Genomic DNA, 16,302 nt, shown 5'->3' on the forward strand with positions numbered 1-16,302 from the left:
TTTAAAATTAGCTAGAATGAAATTATTCAATTTTAGAAAAGGTATGGCCGCCCTTGCTTTGGCAGGCCTTTCAGTATCGGCTTTTCAGTCGAATGCAGCCACTGATGGCGGTAAATACTCAATTCGTATCAAGTTGGAAAATGTCAACGATGATGCGACAGTTATGCTTGGTTGGCAAGAGAACGGCAAAATGAACGTGGACACGATGCAGTTGAATGCTGACCGCCAATTTGTTTTCGAAGGAGAAGTTCCGGTTAACAACCGTGGGTTCCTGAAAATGGCACATGAAAAAATCGATCCAACTTTACCTCCTTCTCAGGACGACGGTATTTCGGTTTACTTGGATGAAGGAGCAACCCTGATTACCGGAAAAGATTCGTTGATCAGCGCAAAGGTTAGCGGTACCCGGAACAATGAAGTACTGCAAGAACTGAATGCATTGAGAAAACCGATTGAGAAAAAAATGGATGCTTTGAATGCGCCTTATTCTGCGGCTATGCAGGCAGGCGACAACGCAAAAGTTGCCGAACTTCAAGAAGCTTATAATAAGCTGTCTGAAGAAAAGAAAGCCGAAGAGAAGGCGTTTGCGATGAGCCATCCCAATTCGGATGTTAGCTTAGATTGGTTACGTCAAAACGTGAATGTTGTTCAGGAACGTCATTTAGCAAACGAGGTTTTCGATAGCTTTTCAGAAGAACTAAAGAAAGGACCAGCAGGTATAATCTATTCGAACATCCTTAAACAAACCAAGCCGGCAGATATCGGTTCTGAAGCACCTGACCTGGCTGCCAAACAACCAAATGGTGAAAAGTTGAGTCTGCGCTCATTGCGCGGTCAATATGTTTTGTTGGATTTCTGGGCATCGTGGTGTGGTCCATGTCGTCGCGAAAACCCAAACCTGGTGCAAGCTTACAATAGCTATAAAGATAAAAACTTCACCATTCTCGGTTATTCGTTGGATGGCGGAGGTAATGCTCTGAACAGCTGGACTGAGGCAATTGAAAAAGATGGTTTGGTATGGAACCAGATTTCAGACTTGGCCGGATGGCAAAGTTTAGGTGTGCAGCTCTACGGAGTGAACAGTGTACCGACCAATTTCCTGATTGATCCAGAAGGAAAGATTATTGCAAAAAATCTTCGCGGAGAAGACCTGGAGAACAAATTGAAAGAGATTCTAAACTAATAGTATGAGCAGGAGAATTTGTTTATTAGTACTCGCTGTTTGCTTCGGGTTTGTTGCTCATGCACAGCCAAAGGCCGATTTTGTGGAGTACACGAAATTGCCGGAGCTGATCATGAAAAATCTGAAGGAAGCTCAACGCGAAAAGGCCTATGCTTCAATTGAAGTCTTACGGGAAAAAAGTGCATCGGCTCTGGATTCTAAAGGCTTGGGCCTGAAGGTTGACACAAAAGCATCAAAAAAGGCGATGCCGGCATTCGATCTGGTGCCGTCAGTAAAAAAGGCGTCATTAATGTTTTGCAAATACAAGCGTGGTTTTGGAGCATACGACGATTTTATTCTGATTGGGGCAACGGCAGTGGCCATTCGCGAAGATGGGCTTTGCGTGACTAATTATCACGTACTGGAGACGATTATTGACCAGGAACAGGGTATTCACCCTCAGGATAGCCTCATGTTTATTGCAGACCTGGATGGGAATACCTTCGAAATAGAGGAAGTATTGGCTTATAATCAGTTAGCCGATTTAGCAATATTTAAAGTTAATGTTGGTAAGCACAAACTGCAACCCTTCAAACTGGGTGAAGACCCGTTGGTTGGAATGCACGTGAATGCGTTGACAAACCCAATAGGGGTGCCCTATTATTATTCGGAGGGAATTGTGGCACGCAATGTTGCATACGACGGTAACCCATGGGAGAACCGTACGGAAATATCCGCAGAGTTTGCAATCGGCTCCAGTGGTGGACCAATCTTCGACGATTGTGGAAACCTGGTAGCAATTGTTTCGTCAACCGATGGCGTTTATGCGCAAAATAACGATGGACGAGATCTGCAGATGGTGATCCGAATGACTATTCCGATTAGCTCTGTAAAGCGATTGCTGGAATAGTGAAGCAAAATATTTTTCATTGACGAGGCAGAGACGTCTAATTTTAATTGTTAAGCAATCAGCGGGTTCCCGTAAATGGGAGCCCGCTGTTATTTGAAGTGTTCCTCTATGCCGTTTGCGCATTTGCGCAACCTTCCTGGTACTCAGCAATAATTTTGCTCACCTGTTGCGGCGATACGCGTCCGTACACTTTTTCGCCAACCAATACAACCGGAGCCAAACCGCAAGCGCCGACACAGCGCAGGCAGTTGATCGAAAACTTGCCATCCGGGGTGGTTTGCCCTACTTCGATACCCAGGTGACGTTTAAACTCGTGCAATACTTTTTCGCCGCCACGCACGTAACAGGCTGTTCCCATGCAAATGGAAATTGGGTGTTCGCCTTGCGGCAGCATGGTGAAGAATGAATAGAAAGTGACGACGCCGTAAACTTTGGCTACGGACATGTTCAGCTCGTTGGCAATTACCTCCTGAACTTCAGCCGGCAGGTAGCCTAATTTCCCCTGAACCTGATGTAGCACATTGATCAACTCCGATTCCTTGTTCTCAAACTGAGCGCAGACCGATTTGATCAGTTCTATGGTATTTTCTGCTAATTTTATTTTAGTCATGATGTTGTGTCTCTTAAGTGATTTGTCTAAAAATCTATCATCTAATATCTGGCGTTTTCACAACTAGCTTCTGTCGAAATATTTGGTATGCAACAGGTGATGTGCTTTTTCGCTCATCGGTGCTCCCAGGAACTCTTCGTAAAGCTTTTTGATGTGTGGGTTCTCGTGCGACTTCCGAAGTGTTTTGTTCTTGTCTTCGGAATAGAGCGCTTTCTGACGTTTTTTCAGAATTTCTACATCACCATGATGATAGGGTTGACCGCCTCCGCCGATACATCCGCCGGGGCACGACATGATTTCAATGGCATGAAACTCGCTTTTGCCTGCTTTGATTTCCTCGAGCAGTTGGCGGGCATTTCCCAGTCCGTGTGCAATTCCAATATTGATTGGAGTGCCGTCGAAGTCGATGGTCGCTTTGCGCAGACCTTCCATTCCGCGTAATTCGTGGAAATCGAGCCGAGGTAGCATTTTGCCGGTTTGCACTTCGTAAGCGGTACGAACAGCTGCTTCAATCACACCTCCGGTTGTTCCGAAGATAACTCCGGCACCGGTCGATTCGCCTAGTGGTTTGTCGAAGTCTTCCTCCGGTAACGAGTTGAAATCGATGTTCGATAAATTGATCAGTGACGCCAATTCTCGGGTTGTCAAGGCGTGGTCGACATCGGGATTGCCATCTACGGCAAACTCGTCGCGGCTGCTTTCATATTTCTTGGCCACACATGGCATGATGGATACGACTACCAAATCTTCGCGCTTCACACCGATCTTATCAGCGAAATAGGTTTTGGCAATGGCACCAAACATTTGCTGTGGTGAGCGGGCTGTCGACGGAATGTCTTTCAATTCAGGGAATTGGTGTTCAAAGAATTTCACCCAGGCCGGGCAGCACGATGTCAGGATTGGCATTTTTACCTCTTTGTCGCCAGCCAGGTATTTGCCCAAACGACTCAGCAATTCAGTGCCTTCCTCCATGATGGTGAGGTCGGCAGCGAAGTCGGTGTCGAACACATAGTCAAACCCAAGGCGACGCAGGGCCGATACCATTTTCCCGGTAACCAGTGTTCCGGCTTCCATTTCAAATTCTTCACCCAAGGCAGCGCGCACGGCGGGAGCAGTTTGAACGATCACTGTTTTGGAAGGATCAGACAATGCCCGGATCACGGCACCTGTTTCGTCAACCTCGGTTAAGGCGCCGGTAGGACACACCGCTACGCACTGGCCGCAATAGGTACAAACGGAGTGGTCGAGGTTCATTTCGAAAGCGGGTGAAATCACCGCCTCGAAACCACGATTAATCGTCGACAGCACGCCCACGGTTTGCACGTGGTTACACATGGTTTCGCAACGTTTACAGCGGATGCATTTATCCATTTCGCGGATGATTGCCGGCGAAGTATCCTCGCGGTAATGGGTTTGTGCTCCCTGGTAATGGATTTCGCGGATACCCATTTGGTGAGCCATGTCCTGCAGCTCACAATTGCCCGACTTGGCACAAACCAGGCAGTCGGCGGGGTGATCGGATAAGATCAGCTCGAGAATTGTACGGCGGGCATTCACAGCACGCATCGAGTGGGTGCTGATTTCCATTCCCTGAGCCACTTCGGTGCAGCAAGCAGGTGCCAGGTTTCGGCGGCCTTTCACTTCTACCACGCAAACACGGCAACCGCCGGGCTTATTTTCAATATTCATGTCGTGCAGCTTCATGTGGCAAAGCGTCGGAATGTCGATGCCCACTTCTGCAGCTGCTTCCAAAATCGTCGTTCCCTTGGGAACTTCGATGTTTTTATGGTCGATATTTAAGGTGATTTTTTCCATGTTAAATCCTCTTCGTTATGCGATCTTCACCGCGTCAAACTTACATTTCTCCAAACAGATGCCGCACTTAATACAAAGCGACTGATCGACGTAGTGTGGTCCGCGCTTTTCGCCAGAAATGGCGCCAACCGGGCAGTTGCGGAAGCACAGCGTACAACCGGTACATTTTTCTTCGTCGATGTGGTAACTCAAAAGTGCTTTACACTGGCCTGCCGGGCACTTGTGGTGCTCGACGTGGGCGTTGTACTCGTCGATGAAATGATCGAGGGTTGAAAGCACCGGGTTGGGAGAGGTTTGGCCCAAGCCACATAAGCTCGAGTCTTTGATCACATAGCTCAGCCTGCGTAATTTGTCAATATCTTCTTTGGTTCCTTTGCCTTGGCTGATGCTGTCGAGAATCTCGAAAAGGCGTTTATTTCCGATGCGGCAAGGGGTACATTTTCCGCAGGATTCGTCGAGGGTAAATTCGAGGTAGAATTTGGCGATGGACACCATGCAGTCGTCTTCATCCATCACAATCATACCACCCGATCCCATCATCGATCCGGCCGCCAGCAGGTTGTCGTAGTCGATTGGAGTGTCGAGGAAATCTTTGGTGAGGCAACCACCCGACGGTCCGCCGGTTTGCACAGCCTTAAATTCTTTGCCGTCTTTAATGCCACCGCCAATGTCGTAAATGACTTCTCGCAGGGTGATTCCCATGGGTACTTCGATGAGGCCGACATTGTTGATTTTGCCGGCGAGGGCAAACACTTTGGTTCCTTTTGATTTTTCGGTGCCAATGCCGGCGAACCAGTCAGCTCCCTTGTTGATGATTGGCGGAATGTTGGCAAAGGTTTCCACGTTGTTCACGTTGGTTGGCTTGCCCATGTAACCCGATTCTGATGGGAATGGAGGTTTAAAAGTTGGTTCGCCGCGCAGACCTTCCATGGAGTGGATAAGTGCTGTTTCTTCACCGCAAACAAAAGCACCTGCTCCGTAGCGGATTTCAATCTCGAAATCGAAGTCGGAACCCAGAATTTTCTCACCGAGCAAGCCATATTCTGCAGCTTGTTCTAGTGCAACCTTCAGACGTTTGATCGCGAGTGGGTATTCAGCCCGAATGTAGACCAAGCCTTTGGATGCGCCGATGCAGTAGCCGCAAATGGCCATGGCTTCGATCACCGAATGCGGGTCGCCTTCCAGGATTGAACGATCCATGAAGGCTCCCGGGTCGCCTTCGTCGGCATTGCAAACCACATATTTTTGGTCGGCTTCAACTTTGTTGGTGATTTCCCACTTCAGGCCGGTGGGGAATCCGCCACCGCCACGGCCACGCAAGCCCGACTTTTTGATGAGATCGATTACTTCGGTCGGTTTGTAATTTTCGAGGCAGGTACCCAGCGCAGCGTAGCCGTCGTTACCGATGTACTCTTCAATATTTTCGGGATTGATAAAACCGCAGTTGCGCAGTGCAATACGAACTTGTTTTTTGTAAAAGTCCATGTGTTTGCTGTCGTCCACCCGCTTGTCGTTTTTCGGATCTTTAAACAGCAAATGTTCCACTTTACGGCCTTTCAAAATATGCTCATCTACAATTTCGATGGCGTCCTTCGGCTCAACCGAAACGTAAAAAGTATTGTCGGGCTGAATTTTGACAATCGGCCCCTTCTCGCAAAAACCAAAACAGCCGGTTTGCAGCACCTGCACTTCGTTCTGTAGTCCGTGGTCAGCCAGTCGGTTTTTCAAATTTGCTTTTAGCAGGTCGCTTTGGGAAGCTTTACAGCCGGTTCCGCCGCAGACCAGTATATGCGTATTAAATTCTGCCATTTTGTTTGGGTTAGTTAGTCTTCGATGGTTTTGTAGTTGGTCGGGATAATGCCGTCCACCAGCTCGTTCAGTTTGAGGTGCTTTTCGATGATTTCGAGTGCTTTGTCTTTGTTGACATGTCCGTAAATAACGGGTTCCTTGCCGGGGATGCTCACTTCGATGGTTGGCTCGGCATAGCAGTAGCCCATGCAACCTGTTTGGGTAACGATGGCATCGATTCCCTGGTGATCGAGTTCTTCGATTAGGTAGTTCATGGTTTCCTTGGCTCCCGATGCGATGCCGCAAGTGGCCATGGATACTTTGATGTGGATCAGATTTTCGGGATTATCTCCTTTCTCCCGAAGTTTGATTTTCGACTGCACCTCGTCTTTGAGTTTGCGAAGGTCAGCCAGCGATTTGATTTTTGTCATCGTGATTTTGGGTTAGTTATTACGTTTTTTTCGATTTCTATTTTAAAGTTCGGTTTTTTGTATCGGGTGAAACAGATTAAAAATCATTCTTTTGCAATCTGTATTTGATCTAAATTTTCTTCAATCATCGACTTTAAGAACTCTCTGATTTCTTTGGTCACCAAAGGAGTTCCTTCCAGTATTTTCTTAATCTCGCGCGAGTCGAAATTGAATTCGCCCAGCAGGGTCTGATGGCGGTATAAAACATCGGTGTCGGTTTCGTTTGCCAGCAGGATGAGGATCGTGCCTGTGATGTCGCCCAATGGAGGGCGATCGATGTGATGGTAGCCAAAAGTAGCCGCGAGTTTGGTGCCTGCTCCAGGTGTCGATTCAATTTGAAATGAACCATTGCATTGCTCTGCATTTTGCTTCAGCATCGGGATGCCGAGCCCAACTTTTCGGGTTGTTCGGGAGGTGAAAAACGGGTCGGTAACTTTTTGCAGTGTCTCAGGTGTCATGCCATCGCCGTCATCTTTTATCACAATACGGTAGTAATCCGCGTCAGGATTCTCCATGATGAAGATTTCGATGAGCCGGGCATTTGCCCTGATCGAATTTTGGGCAAGGTCGAGAATATGTAAGGCTAGTTCAGTCATGTTTCAATTTTTACCGATCGACCATGTTGGCGATGAAGTGCCCAGCGTATTTCCTCGAAGGTCGGATTAACCAGTTCAAAGACGGAGCAGGCTGTGCCAATATCTTCGAGGTAGTGTGCGTCAGAGGCTTTAATCAGCGTAATGTCCGAATGAATGTCGAACATCTTTCGAATCGACATTTCACTGGCTTGTTTGCTGATTTGCAGTGCGTCAATCTTCAGCTCTTTGGGTAAAAAGCCCAGTTGGCTGAAGAGGCTATTGATGGGGCGGTCGATGTGTGCGGGAATAAAAATCCCGTTTAATCGGTGGGTGTAATCAGCGATCTCTTCCAAACTTACCTGCAGGCCATTGCCCAGGTACCAGGGAATTTCTTCCAGAATCATGTTCTCCCGATCTACCACAACCTGGTATCCAAAATAATCGGGGCGGTTGGGGATGTTGGGCAAATACTGGTCGATGAAAGCCTGAAATTCTGCTCTGCTGTGATCATTTTCAAACAGGCAGAGCGAGTGCACTTCTTCGCGGCTGTTCACCTCGCATCCGTTCAGCACAACAATCCCGTGATCGGCAGCCATTTCCCGAATCACTTTGCATTGTTTGGTGCTGTTGTGATCGGTGATGGCAATAATGTCCAGCTGTTTCTGCCGGGCAATGGTCAAGATCTGGTCAGGGCTCATCGCCAAATCGGCACACGGCGAAAGCACCGTATGCAGGTGGAGGTCGGCCCTGAACTTCCGCATCATTGGCCGTTCAGTAAAGCGTACAATTTACCGGCGATTTCAAATGTTGACAGAGAGCTTGACAGGATCGGGATTTGTTCTTCGTTGCTGTGATGGATCGTATTTTCATTCGCTTTCAGATCTTTCACCAAAATAACAGCGGCCATGTCTTTCAACGACGCAATGGCCATCACATTTTGGTGCACTTGCAGCGTGATCCACACTTGTCCTTCGTGGGCATTGCCCATCACATCACTTAACAGGTCGGAGACATAAGCTCCGCTTATTTCGCGGTCGAGACCTTTCCCGCCCGAAACAACTTTTAATCCGAGTTGATCTATGATTTCAGAAACCTTCATTTCTTCTTCCTCTTTTGTTACAGTCTGCTTTAAATCGATCTTTGCCCCATTTTTTCTCCATATTTTTCAGGGCTTTGGAGGTTGATATTTTATTTTCTTCCTGCCAGGTTTGCTGCAGGAATACACAATCCGACATTTTTGCTTTTTGATTCACCATGTCCTCGGCCAATGCCTGGCAATTGGGGGCGCCACAGGCTCCGCAGTCAATTCCGGGCAGGAAACAGATGATGCGTTGCATTTTGCTCATCTTTTCCAACGCTTTTTCGCGATCCTGGTCGAGAATGAAAACCGGGTTGGGCTTGATGGCATCCAAGGCGAGCTTGGGTTTTAATGTGGCAGCCATTTCCTGAATCGGATGATTCTTGAACTTGATAGCCGGCTGATAGCGTTTTGCCCGGCGTTCAAGCCGCTCGGATGTCAGGAAACGATTCCCCGAAAGCAGGTTTCCGCCGGCGCAACTTTGGTCGCAGGCACGAAGTTCCAGAAAATCGATATCCGGGACTTCCTCGTTTTCCAGTCGCTCCAGAAATTTTACAACATTGTGAATCCCGTCTATCGCCATGCTTCGTTCGCCAAAGTGGCGGGCTTCGCCGCGGGTGAGGCTCCAAAGGATTCCGTCGCGGGTCAGGGTTGCTCGTTGATCCGACGTATCCGGAGCTTCTTTGGTACTGATATTTTTACGAACCTTGTTGTAAAGCTCATTCATGTTGATGATGCCATTCACAATCGATTCCTTCTCGCCCAAGGGACTTTTAACGGCACTCATTTTGGCGATGCAGGGAGTCACATAGAACAAGCCGATTTCGTCACGGTTGGCACCTTGTGCCATGAGTTGTTCCAGGGCGAAGTGAGCTCCTAAATCGTGCGGTGCTTTGCAATGAATCAGGTTTTCGGCCAGCGACGGGTAACGAATACGAATCAGCCGAACAATCGACGGACAAAAGGTAGAAATATGCGGTCGGTGATCTTTGTCCTTTTTGCAGGATTCCCGAATCGATTCCTTCAAAAATCCGATTGGTTGTTCGACCTCGTAAACATGTGTGAAGCCAATTTTCAGTAAAGCTGCATAAATCTGGTCTTCAGAATAATTCTCGGGAAACTGACCGATCATCACCGATGGAAACAGCACTACGCGATATTTGAACGACTTGATTTTGTCGAGGTCATCCTGCTCCACAAAAATGGCTTTCGCCGGGCATTTCCGCATGCAACGTCCGCAGTCAACACAACGTTTCTGCTCGATAACAGCCAGCCCGTTCCGGATGCGAATCGCCTCGGTCGGACATGAGGTCATGCAGTGCGTGCACCCGATGCATTTTTGGGCATCGACTTTTAACGCATGATATGTAGGTACTGCCGTTGTCATCAGAAATAATTTACCATTGTTACAGTTGTGCTTTCGCCAACCACTGTTTCAATATTCAGTTCATCGGTGTTTTTCTTCATGTTCGGGAGCCCCATACCGGCTCCAAATCCCATTTCCCGCACCTTTTTGCTGGCCGTCGAGAATCCTTCTTCCATCGCTTTGCCGATATCCGGAATCCCGGGGCCCTCGTCGGTGATGACAATTCGTATCTTGTCTTTGTCAATCTGAATATTGATCCACCCTTTGTAGGCATGAGCCACTACGTTTACCTCGGCTTCATACAACGCAATGACAATACTCTTGATACATTTTGTGTTCACTCCCAATTGTTTCAACACCGCCTTTACCCGGCTGGATGCTTGTCCGGCCTGCGTAAAATCTCCTCCCTCAATTGAAAAGTTTAGCTCCATTCTAGTAAACAGGTTTTAGTCCTGCAGAAAACAGTAATCCACTTGCCTTAAACATAGTGTAAGGCGATTCCATCAGGCAAATGCCATGTTCTGTTGCCAAGGCGATCATTTCTTTTGTCGCTTTTTTATTACGAACAAATACGACGTAGCGAACTTCAGCCATCTCTGCTGTCCGAATGGTCTGCAGGTTGCACATACCCGTTATTAACAGCAGGTGATCCGTGTCCAGTGTCAGCACATCGCTCATTAAGTCGGAGCTGTAGCCTTTTTCAACAAGGGTGTGATCCTGCTTGGTGTCGCAAATTATTTTTGCTTCCAATAATTCGCAGACTTCAGAGATCTTCATGGGTTCAAAAAATGGTTTTTACAAATATGGATGAAAAGGCAGAAACCGACGATTTTTTCAGCCATAAACTGAGCTTTTGTGCCCAAATTTAGATTGATTATAAAATACGCCATTGCCCGCTATTACTGCGAGTTAGTCGTTTTGTTGCGTCGTATATTCTTTATCTGAGAAGTCGCTTATCGGAGGCAATCGATTGCTTGTTGTTTTAGCGGACGTGTTTGAAATCGTGTTGTTGTTTCGATTGATTGGGAAGGATAAGTCAGTGAGTCAATCCTTCGGCGTTTGAACTATTTTTTGTACATTTTCAGAACTAACAGAACCATCTAACAGACCTTTGCCCATGATCTACGATGACAAATCTTTTCAATCCGGTTGGTCTGACTTTTCAGGCATTCAACAGCAAATAATCGATACTTTGCCCACGCCGGTTTTCTTTCGGAAGCCTGAAGGAGAACTCCTGTTTGTAAACCGTGCTTTTTGTGAGCTTGTCGATTGCGGGCAGGTTGTATTCTCCGGGAAAACTTTAAGTGATTTTCTGGATCCGAATCGACTGGAACCATTTGAACGATTGGATGGCGAGTTGCTTGCCGGAAAGGGGAAGCAGCATTATGAAGCCCGGATTCGAAATATTGCGGGTGCAACTTGTGAATATGCGTTCGAGAAGTCGTTGATACATGACGAAAGTGGAGCATTGATAGGTATTTTCTGCCTGATGCGCGATTTGTGTGAGCTGCGAAAAATTGAACGTCGGGTTGAGGAAGCTTTGGAAGCGTCGGAAATGGCTTCGGCTATGCTGCACAAAATTCGGGCGGGGATTGTGATTGTTGACAGTGATTGGCATGTGATCAACTCGAATCCCGGATTTGCACAGCTAATTGGTGGTGACGTTGCCGAATTGTACGAATCGGTTCCCGGGCTGAAAGGTGCCAACCTGAAGGAATTGGTGCCGGACACGATCTACCGGATGTTTGTTTCGATTATGAGTTCGGGAGAAGCCAGTCTCGATCGCGACCTCCGTTATCAGAATAAATTATTGCATGTTTCGGTGATCACCATTTACAAGAATCGGGTTGTTGGCGCGTTAATTCGCGACATGTCGGCACCGGCGCTCGTTCGCGAGGAAATTGTTAGCCGGGCTCACCGAGTCAACAAGCAGAACATGGAGACGGTGCAGAAAATCGCCTTCTTGTTGGGCGAAAATGCCTCGGTGATGGAGGAGTTGCTGCATTCAATAATTGAATCTTATAGTTACGGGGAGGAAGACGAGGCATGAGCGAGCTGCACGTTGACGTTGATTTGCAACAGAAGATGACTCATGGTCAGGTTGTTTGCGGCGATGTGTTTCACTCGCGCCGGATCAGCGGTGAGGGGCGCTACATCCTGATTTTATCCGATGGCCTGGGGCATGGCATCCGAGCGAATGTGATGGCAACGCTGACCGCTTCGATGGCGATGAATTACGCGTCGTTTCATACCCGGCCTGAAATCGCCGCTAATATTTTTATGCGCGTTTTGCCGCGAAGCAGCGACGGGAAAGAAAGCTACGCCACGTTTACGATCATTGAAATTGACAACGATGAGCTGGTACGCATTATCAATTACGACAATCCGCCGACTCAAATATTCCGTTTTGGGAAGCCTTACCTGCCAAGGGAGTTAGAGATCCCGATTCGGGGTGAAGAGAACAAGGGCAAAATCATTCGGGTCCGCGAGTTTAAGCCGATCAAAGGGGACCGGATTGTGTTTGTGAGTGACGGTGTGACCCAGAGCGGTTTGGGAGAAAAGCGTTTTCCGATGGGATGGGGACGCGAAAAGCTTGAAGCGTTTGTCCAGAATCAGCTGGAGCGCGAACCAGAAGTAACAGCGACCCGTTTGGCCCGCAAAATCATGAACCAGGTGGAAATGAACGACGGGTTTGAAATGAAGGACGACGCCAGTTGCGGAGTCATCAATTTCAGGAAGCCAAGGGAATTCATGTTGATAACCGGGCCTCCGTTTTATAAAATTAAAGACCAGGATTTTGTGAGCCGCGTAACCGGGTTCCCGGGGAAAAAGATCATTTGTGGCGGAACAACAGCCGAGATCATTGCGCGCGAGATGCAGCTGGATATTTCCATTCAACACCACTACGACTGGGACAATATCCCGCCTGCTGCCGATATGGAAGGATTTGAAATGGTGACCGAAGGAATTTTAACACTGAGCCGGGTTGAGGAGATTTTGGAAAGCCACACCAGTAATACACGGCTTGAAAACTCGCCACCCGAAGAAGTTGCCAAGCTGCTGCTGGAGCACGATGTGATTCATATCCTTTTGGGAACACGGATCAATCGCGCACACCAGGATCCGGAGCAACCTTTTGAAATACAGATTCGCAAGTTCGTGGTTCGGCGCATTGTGAAAATTCTGGAAGAGCGATTTTTCAAGAAAGTATTCCTCGAATTTATTTAAGTGAAGAAATAAACGATTTTTGTTGATCGAATTGAAAATCGAAAAATGAACAAGCAAACAATAAAAGCTGGATTGTTGGATGCGCTGATCCAATTGATGGACGAGCGAATGAATGAAATTGAGCATTCGCTTCAGGCAGCCAAAGAATCGCGCGACAACGATACCAAAAGCAGTGCAGGCGACAAGTATGAGACTGGTCGCGAAATGATTCAACAAGAAATGGACAAGCAAGCGGCTCAGCTGGCGAAAACCGGTGCGATGAAAAATGATTTGCTGAAAATCAACCCGGAGAAAAAATATGAACTGGCGGAGTTTGGTAGTTTGTTGGTTACGAATGCGGGAAACTATTTTCTTTCGATTGCTTATGGGAAACTGGCTTTTATGGGCGAAGAATACATTTGCTTGTCACTGGCGTCGCCCCTTGGAAAATCGTTTTTCGGGAAGGAAGCTGGTGATGAACTCGTCTTTGGCGGAAAGAAAATTATTCTCGAAGAAATTCTCTGATTCGGGAAAAGATCGTCAGGTTGAAATTAAATATTCATATATTTGTATGTTTTGATAAAATAAGACATGCAGTTTAAACAATTAGATCTGAAGCCGCAAGGCAATTGGTTCCAACGGAATATTTGGACACAACACGGAAAGAAAACGCTTGTTTACATGGCGGGGGGAGCGGTGCTGAGTCTGGTGTTTTCATTGATTACTGGCGACCTCCAAAAGTTAAGCTTGGGTGAGAATGTTTATAGTTTGATGATTGGAGCACTGTTCGGCTTTTTAATCACAAACAGCCCTTGTGCCCGCGGTCGCTGTTAGGATTTCTGTGTCCGTCGATAATAGGTTACTTCCATTTTTTTATCCACTCGTTTTGCTCCGCAGCTGTTAAAAAAGTCCAGGCGACAAAACGGCTGACTTTGTTTCCCTGTCCCATGTTGATGGTTCGAACTTCAACAGCCTGTTCTTGTTTTAGCGTTTTGTAAATACGCGGCAGTCGCTCACTTTTCGAAACCAGGCTGGTAAACCAGAGGCACGACTTCTCGAATTGCTTGCTTTGTCGAATCATTCGCTGCAGAAATACTTCTTCGCCGCCAACACACCAAAGCTCATTACTCTTTCCTCCGAAGTTGAGGTTGGATTTCCCTTGTTGTCGAATCCTCAGGTTTGTGTTTTTACGGTTAGTTCCGCGTTGGGCTTCTTCTGCCGAAGCATGAAACGGCGGATTGCAGATCGTCAAATCGAAGCGGTCGTCTGGCTCGATGATGCCTGTAAAAATATTTTGTGGATTGACTTGATGCCGCAGTTCAATTTCTCCAACTAGTTTTGCATTCCTGGAAACGATCAGCTCTGCCGATTCGAGCGAAACAGGATCGATGTCAGCGCCTGTAAAATTCCACCCGTATTCTGTAGCTCCAATAATAGGATAAATGCAGTTGGCTCCAACACCGACATCCAAACAGCGAACTTTCGAGCCGGTCGGAACGACTCCGCCGTTTGAACTCGCCAGTAAATCGGCGATATGATGAATGTAATCCGCCCGCCCGGGGATAGGAGGGCAAAGGTATCCCGCCGGAATATCCCACCATTCGATGCCGTAGTCGACACTCAGCAAGGCTTTGTTAAGTTCTTTTACAGCTTGGGGATTGGAAAAATCGATTGATTCATCTCCGAATGGATTTATTTTGGTAAAGGGGGCAAGTTCGGGGCAGGCCGCAACGAGCTGCGGAAAATTATAACGCTCCCGGTTTTTGTTTCGCGGATGCAGCTCGGTTTTCACCGACGAACTATTTGTTTTCTTTTCGGGCATGAACAATCTTTTTTGAGCTTCCAAAATTAGGGTTTATCAGGCAGAAACAAATTCACTTATCTTTGTGGCATGTCAAAATCGATTAAAAATCAAAAAAATATACTGGCTAAATTGAATATTGCCGAGCTCAATCCGATGCAGGAGGAGGCGCAATTAGCCATTCATTCGAATAACGAAGTCGTTTTACTTTCGCCAACCGGATCGGGGAAAACGCTGGCTTTCATGTTGCCGTTGATTGCCGGTCTTAAGCCGGAAGTGAAGGAAGTGCAGGCTTTGGTAATCGTCCCGACGCGCGAACTGGCTATTCAGATTGAGCAGGTGACCCGCGACATGGGCTCGGGTTTTAAAACCAATGCGGTTTACGGAGGCCAGTCTTTTTCGAAGGATAAACTGAATTTAGCACATCCACCGGCCATTTTGATTGGAACGCCAGGGCGCTTAGCTGACCATTTGCGCCGCGAGACTTTTTCCACGGATGAGGTTCGAATGTTGGTGCTCGATGAATTTGACAAGTCACTTGAGGTCGGCTTTGAAGCTGAAATGAGTGAAATTATTACCCTGCTTCCGGATTTGAAAAAGAAGGTACTAACCTCGGCAACCATGCACGCGTCGATACCTGCTTTTGTAGGCTTGAAAAAGCCAGCAGTTCTGAATTTTCTGGGTGAGAGTGAATCACAACTGACTATCAAAACGATTGTGTCGCCGGGAAAAGATAAGTTGGAAACGCTCGTTCAAGCGCTTTGTCATATTGGGAACGAGCCAGGCATTGTGTTTTGTAACTACAAGGAAAGCATCGATCGGATCAGCAACTATTTGTCGGAGAAGAAAATTGCACATGGCTGTTTTCATGGAGGCATGGAACAGGTGGACCGGGAACGGGCGCTGATTAAATTTCGGAATGGAACGCATCAGTTACTGTTGGCAACCGACCTGGCCGCCCGCGGTATCGATGTTCCCGAAATTCGTTTCATTATCCATTACCAGTTGCCGGGACGAAGTCACGAGTTTACGCACCGTAATGGTCGTACGGCTCGCATGTTCAGCGACGGAACCGCCTATATCTTGAAGTGGGCGGAAGAAAGCTTGCCCGAATTTATTCCTGATGCAGAAATTGAAGAACTTACAGAGGCTCCTTTACCACAAGACTCGCAATGGGCGACGCTGATGATTTCGGGCGGTCGAAAAGACAAAATCTCAAAAGGCGACTTGGCAGGATTGTTCTTCAAGCAGGGGCAGTTGGGCAAAGATCATTTGGGAGTGATCGAGCTGAAACAAGATTGTGCGTTTGCAGCAGTACACCGTTCCAAAGTAAAACAGTTGATTCAGTTGGTGGATAACAGCAAGTTGAAAAATAAAAAAGTTCGGGTTGCAGTAGTCGACTGAGTTTCTCCCCAAAGCATAGATGTGAACTAATTTTCCTCGGAATATGAACTCGGGTTGTCTTTTTTGTTCTCATAAAACAAAAAAAGCTCCCATTACAGGAGCCCCTTCGATTTTAT

At 47.3% G+C, this 16,302-nt stretch carries 18 protein-coding genes; 7 read left to right on the forward strand and 11 right to left on the reverse strand.

Going from position 1 to position 16,302, the window contains the following annotated elements; all coding sequences use genetic code 11:
- The first annotated feature begins 16 nt into the window (after positions 1-16).
- On the forward strand, positions 17-1,183 hold the full coding sequence (locus BC643_RS19220; protein ID WP_120274904.1) for a TlpA disulfide reductase family protein: 1,167 nt from the start codon (positions 17-19) through the stop codon (positions 1,181-1,183).
- A 4-nt stretch (positions 1,184-1,187) separates the two neighbouring features.
- Complete coding sequence (locus BC643_RS19225; RefSeq protein ID WP_120274905.1) at positions 1,188-2,072, forward strand: S1 family peptidase; 885 nt, start codon at positions 1,188-1,190, stop codon at positions 2,070-2,072.
- A gap of 106 nt (positions 2,073-2,178) precedes the next feature.
- Here the strand turns inward: BC643_RS19225 and nuoE are convergent, their stop codons facing one another.
- The 10 genes from nuoE to BC643_RS19275 form a co-directional block, all read right to left on the reverse strand.
- Positions 2,179-2,682, reverse strand: coding sequence for an NADH-quinone oxidoreductase subunit NuoE (gene nuoE, locus BC643_RS19230; RefSeq protein ID WP_120274906.1), 504 nt, complete (start codon positions 2,680-2,682; stop codon positions 2,179-2,181).
- A 63-nt stretch (positions 2,683-2,745) separates the two neighbouring features.
- A complete protein-coding gene (locus BC643_RS19235; RefSeq protein WP_120274907.1) occupies positions 2,746-4,497 on the reverse strand; it encodes an NADH-dependent [FeFe] hydrogenase, group A6 in 1,752 nt (583 codons plus the stop codon).
- A gap of 15 nt (positions 4,498-4,512) precedes the next feature.
- Positions 4,513-6,306, reverse strand: coding sequence for an NADH-quinone oxidoreductase subunit NuoF (locus BC643_RS19240; protein WP_120274908.1), 1,794 nt, complete (start codon positions 6,304-6,306; stop codon positions 4,513-4,515).
- A gap of 14 nt (positions 6,307-6,320) precedes the next feature.
- Positions 6,321-6,716 carry a (2Fe-2S) ferredoxin domain-containing protein gene (locus BC643_RS19245; protein WP_120274909.1) on the reverse strand — a complete coding sequence of 132 codons (396 nt, stop codon included), beginning with the start codon at positions 6,714-6,716 and terminating at the stop codon, positions 6,321-6,323.
- 83 nt (positions 6,717-6,799) lie between these two features.
- Entirely contained in the window at positions 6,800-7,351 is a 552-nt protein-coding gene (locus tag BC643_RS19250; RefSeq protein WP_120274910.1) for an ATP-binding protein, read from the reverse strand.
- On the reverse strand, positions 7,348-8,094 hold the full coding sequence (locus BC643_RS19255) for a PHP domain-containing protein (protein ID WP_120274911.1): 747 nt from the start codon (positions 8,092-8,094) through the stop codon (positions 7,348-7,350). The genes BC643_RS19250 and BC643_RS19255 overlap by 4 nt, the downstream gene beginning before the upstream one ends.
- Positions 8,091-8,429 carry a DRTGG domain-containing protein gene (locus tag BC643_RS19260; protein ID WP_120274912.1) on the reverse strand — a complete coding sequence of 113 codons (339 nt, stop codon included), beginning with the start codon at positions 8,427-8,429 and terminating at the stop codon, positions 8,091-8,093. The genes BC643_RS19255 and BC643_RS19260 overlap by 4 nt, the downstream gene beginning before the upstream one ends.
- The gene (locus tag BC643_RS19265) at positions 8,416-9,795 is read right to left on the reverse strand and encodes a [Fe-Fe] hydrogenase large subunit C-terminal domain-containing protein (protein ID WP_120274913.1); all 1,380 of its coding nucleotides are present in this window, start codon (positions 9,793-9,795) and stop codon (positions 8,416-8,418) included. Before BC643_RS19265 ends, BC643_RS19260 begins: the two co-directional genes overlap by 14 nt.
- Positions 9,795-10,205, reverse strand: coding sequence for an ATP-binding protein (locus BC643_RS19270; protein WP_120274914.1), 411 nt, complete (start codon positions 10,203-10,205; stop codon positions 9,795-9,797). Before BC643_RS19270 ends, BC643_RS19265 begins: the two co-directional genes overlap by 1 nt.
- Before the next feature lies 1 nt (position 10,206).
- Positions 10,207-10,551, reverse strand: a complete 345-nt coding sequence (locus BC643_RS19275) for a hypothetical protein (protein WP_120274915.1) — start codon at positions 10,549-10,551, stop codon at positions 10,207-10,209.
- Between the two features lie 340 nt (positions 10,552-10,891).
- On the opposite strand from BC643_RS19275, the gene BC643_RS19280 reads away from it, so the two are divergent.
- From BC643_RS19280 to BC643_RS19295, 4 genes are all read left to right on the forward strand, one after another.
- On the forward strand, positions 10,892-11,824 hold the full coding sequence (locus tag BC643_RS19280) for a PAS domain-containing protein (RefSeq protein WP_120274916.1): 933 nt from the start codon (positions 10,892-10,894) through the stop codon (positions 11,822-11,824).
- The gene (locus BC643_RS19285) at positions 11,821-13,002 is read left to right on the forward strand and encodes a SpoIIE family protein phosphatase (RefSeq protein WP_120274917.1); all 1,182 of its coding nucleotides are present in this window, start codon (positions 11,821-11,823) and stop codon (positions 13,000-13,002) included. Before BC643_RS19280 ends, BC643_RS19285 begins: the two co-directional genes overlap by 4 nt.
- 45 nt (positions 13,003-13,047) lie before the next feature.
- Entirely contained in the window at positions 13,048-13,506 is a 459-nt protein-coding gene (locus BC643_RS19290; protein ID WP_120274918.1) for a 3-oxoacyl-ACP synthase, read from the forward strand.
- 66 nt (positions 13,507-13,572) lie between these two features.
- Complete coding sequence (locus BC643_RS19295; RefSeq protein WP_120274919.1) at positions 13,573-13,815, forward strand: hypothetical protein; 243 nt, start codon at positions 13,573-13,575, stop codon at positions 13,813-13,815.
- 25 nt (positions 13,816-13,840) lie between these two features.
- On the opposite strand, the gene rlmF is transcribed toward BC643_RS19295, so the two are convergent.
- The gene (gene rlmF / locus BC643_RS19300; RefSeq protein WP_120274920.1) at positions 13,841-14,803 is read right to left on the reverse strand and encodes a 23S rRNA (adenine(1618)-N(6))-methyltransferase RlmF; all 963 of its coding nucleotides are present in this window, start codon (positions 14,801-14,803) and stop codon (positions 13,841-13,843) included.
- A 69-nt stretch (positions 14,804-14,872) separates the two neighbouring features.
- Between rlmF and BC643_RS19305 the strand changes: the two genes are divergently transcribed.
- Positions 14,873-16,186 (forward strand): DEAD/DEAH box helicase, encoded by a 1,314-nt coding sequence (locus tag BC643_RS19305; protein WP_120274921.1) that lies wholly within the window; start codon positions 14,873-14,875, stop codon positions 16,184-16,186.
- Positions 16,187-16,302: the final 116 nt, after the last annotated feature.

It is taken from the genome of Mangrovibacterium diazotrophicum, assembly GCF_003610535.1.
In the GTDB taxonomy this organism is placed as follows: domain Bacteria; phylum Bacteroidota; class Bacteroidia; order Bacteroidales; family Prolixibacteraceae; genus Mangrovibacterium; species Mangrovibacterium diazotrophicum.

Coding starts and splice junctions, on each gene's coding strand:
- BC643_RS19255 (WP_120274911.1), bottom strand. CDS start 8,094: ATGATGCGGAAGTTCAGGGCCGACCTCCACCTGCATACGGTGCTTTCG.
- nuoE (WP_120274906.1), bottom strand. CDS start 2,682: ATGACTAAAATAAAATTAGCAGAAAATACCATAGAACTGATCAAATCG.
- BC643_RS19245 (WP_120274909.1), bottom strand. CDS start 6,716: ATGACAAAAATCAAATCGCTGGCTGACCTTCGCAAACTCAAAGACGAG.
- BC643_RS19225 (WP_120274905.1), top strand. CDS start 1,188: ATGAGCAGGAGAATTTGTTTATTAGTACTCGCTGTTTGCTTCGGGTTT.
- BC643_RS19275 (WP_120274915.1), bottom strand. CDS start 10,551: ATGAAGATCTCTGAAGTCTGCGAATTATTGGAAGCAAAAATAATTTGC.
- BC643_RS19265 (WP_120274913.1), bottom strand. CDS start 9,795: ATGACAACGGCAGTACCTACATATCATGCGTTAAAAGTCGATGCCCAA.
- BC643_RS19285 (WP_120274917.1), top strand. CDS start 11,821: ATGAGCGAGCTGCACGTTGACGTTGATTTGCAACAGAAGATGACTCAT.
- BC643_RS19250 (WP_120274910.1), bottom strand. CDS start 7,351: ATGACTGAACTAGCCTTACATATTCTCGACCTTGCCCAAAATTCGATC.
- BC643_RS19280 (WP_120274916.1), top strand. CDS start 10,892: ATGATCTACGATGACAAATCTTTTCAATCCGGTTGGTCTGACTTTTCA.
- BC643_RS19260 (WP_120274912.1), bottom strand. CDS start 8,429: ATGAAGGTTTCTGAAATCATAGATCAACTCGGATTAAAAGTTGTTTCG.
- rlmF (WP_120274920.1), bottom strand. CDS start 14,803: ATGCCCGAAAAGAAAACAAATAGTTCGTCGGTGAAAACCGAGCTGCAT.
- BC643_RS19290 (WP_120274918.1), top strand. CDS start 13,048: ATGAACAAGCAAACAATAAAAGCTGGATTGTTGGATGCGCTGATCCAA.
- BC643_RS19295 (WP_120274919.1), top strand. CDS start 13,573: ATGCAGTTTAAACAATTAGATCTGAAGCCGCAAGGCAATTGGTTCCAA.
- BC643_RS19235 (WP_120274907.1), bottom strand. CDS start 4,497: ATGGAAAAAATCACCTTAAATATCGACCATAAAAACATCGAAGTTCCC.
- BC643_RS19240 (WP_120274908.1), bottom strand. CDS start 6,306: ATGGCAGAATTTAATACGCATATACTGGTCTGCGGCGGAACCGGCTGT.
- BC643_RS19305 (WP_120274921.1), top strand. CDS start 14,873: ATGTCAAAATCGATTAAAAATCAAAAAAATATACTGGCTAAATTGAAT.
- BC643_RS19220 (WP_120274904.1), top strand. CDS start 17: ATGAAATTATTCAATTTTAGAAAAGGTATGGCCGCCCTTGCTTTGGCA.
- BC643_RS19270 (WP_120274914.1), bottom strand. CDS start 10,205: ATGGAGCTAAACTTTTCAATTGAGGGAGGAGATTTTACGCAGGCCGGA.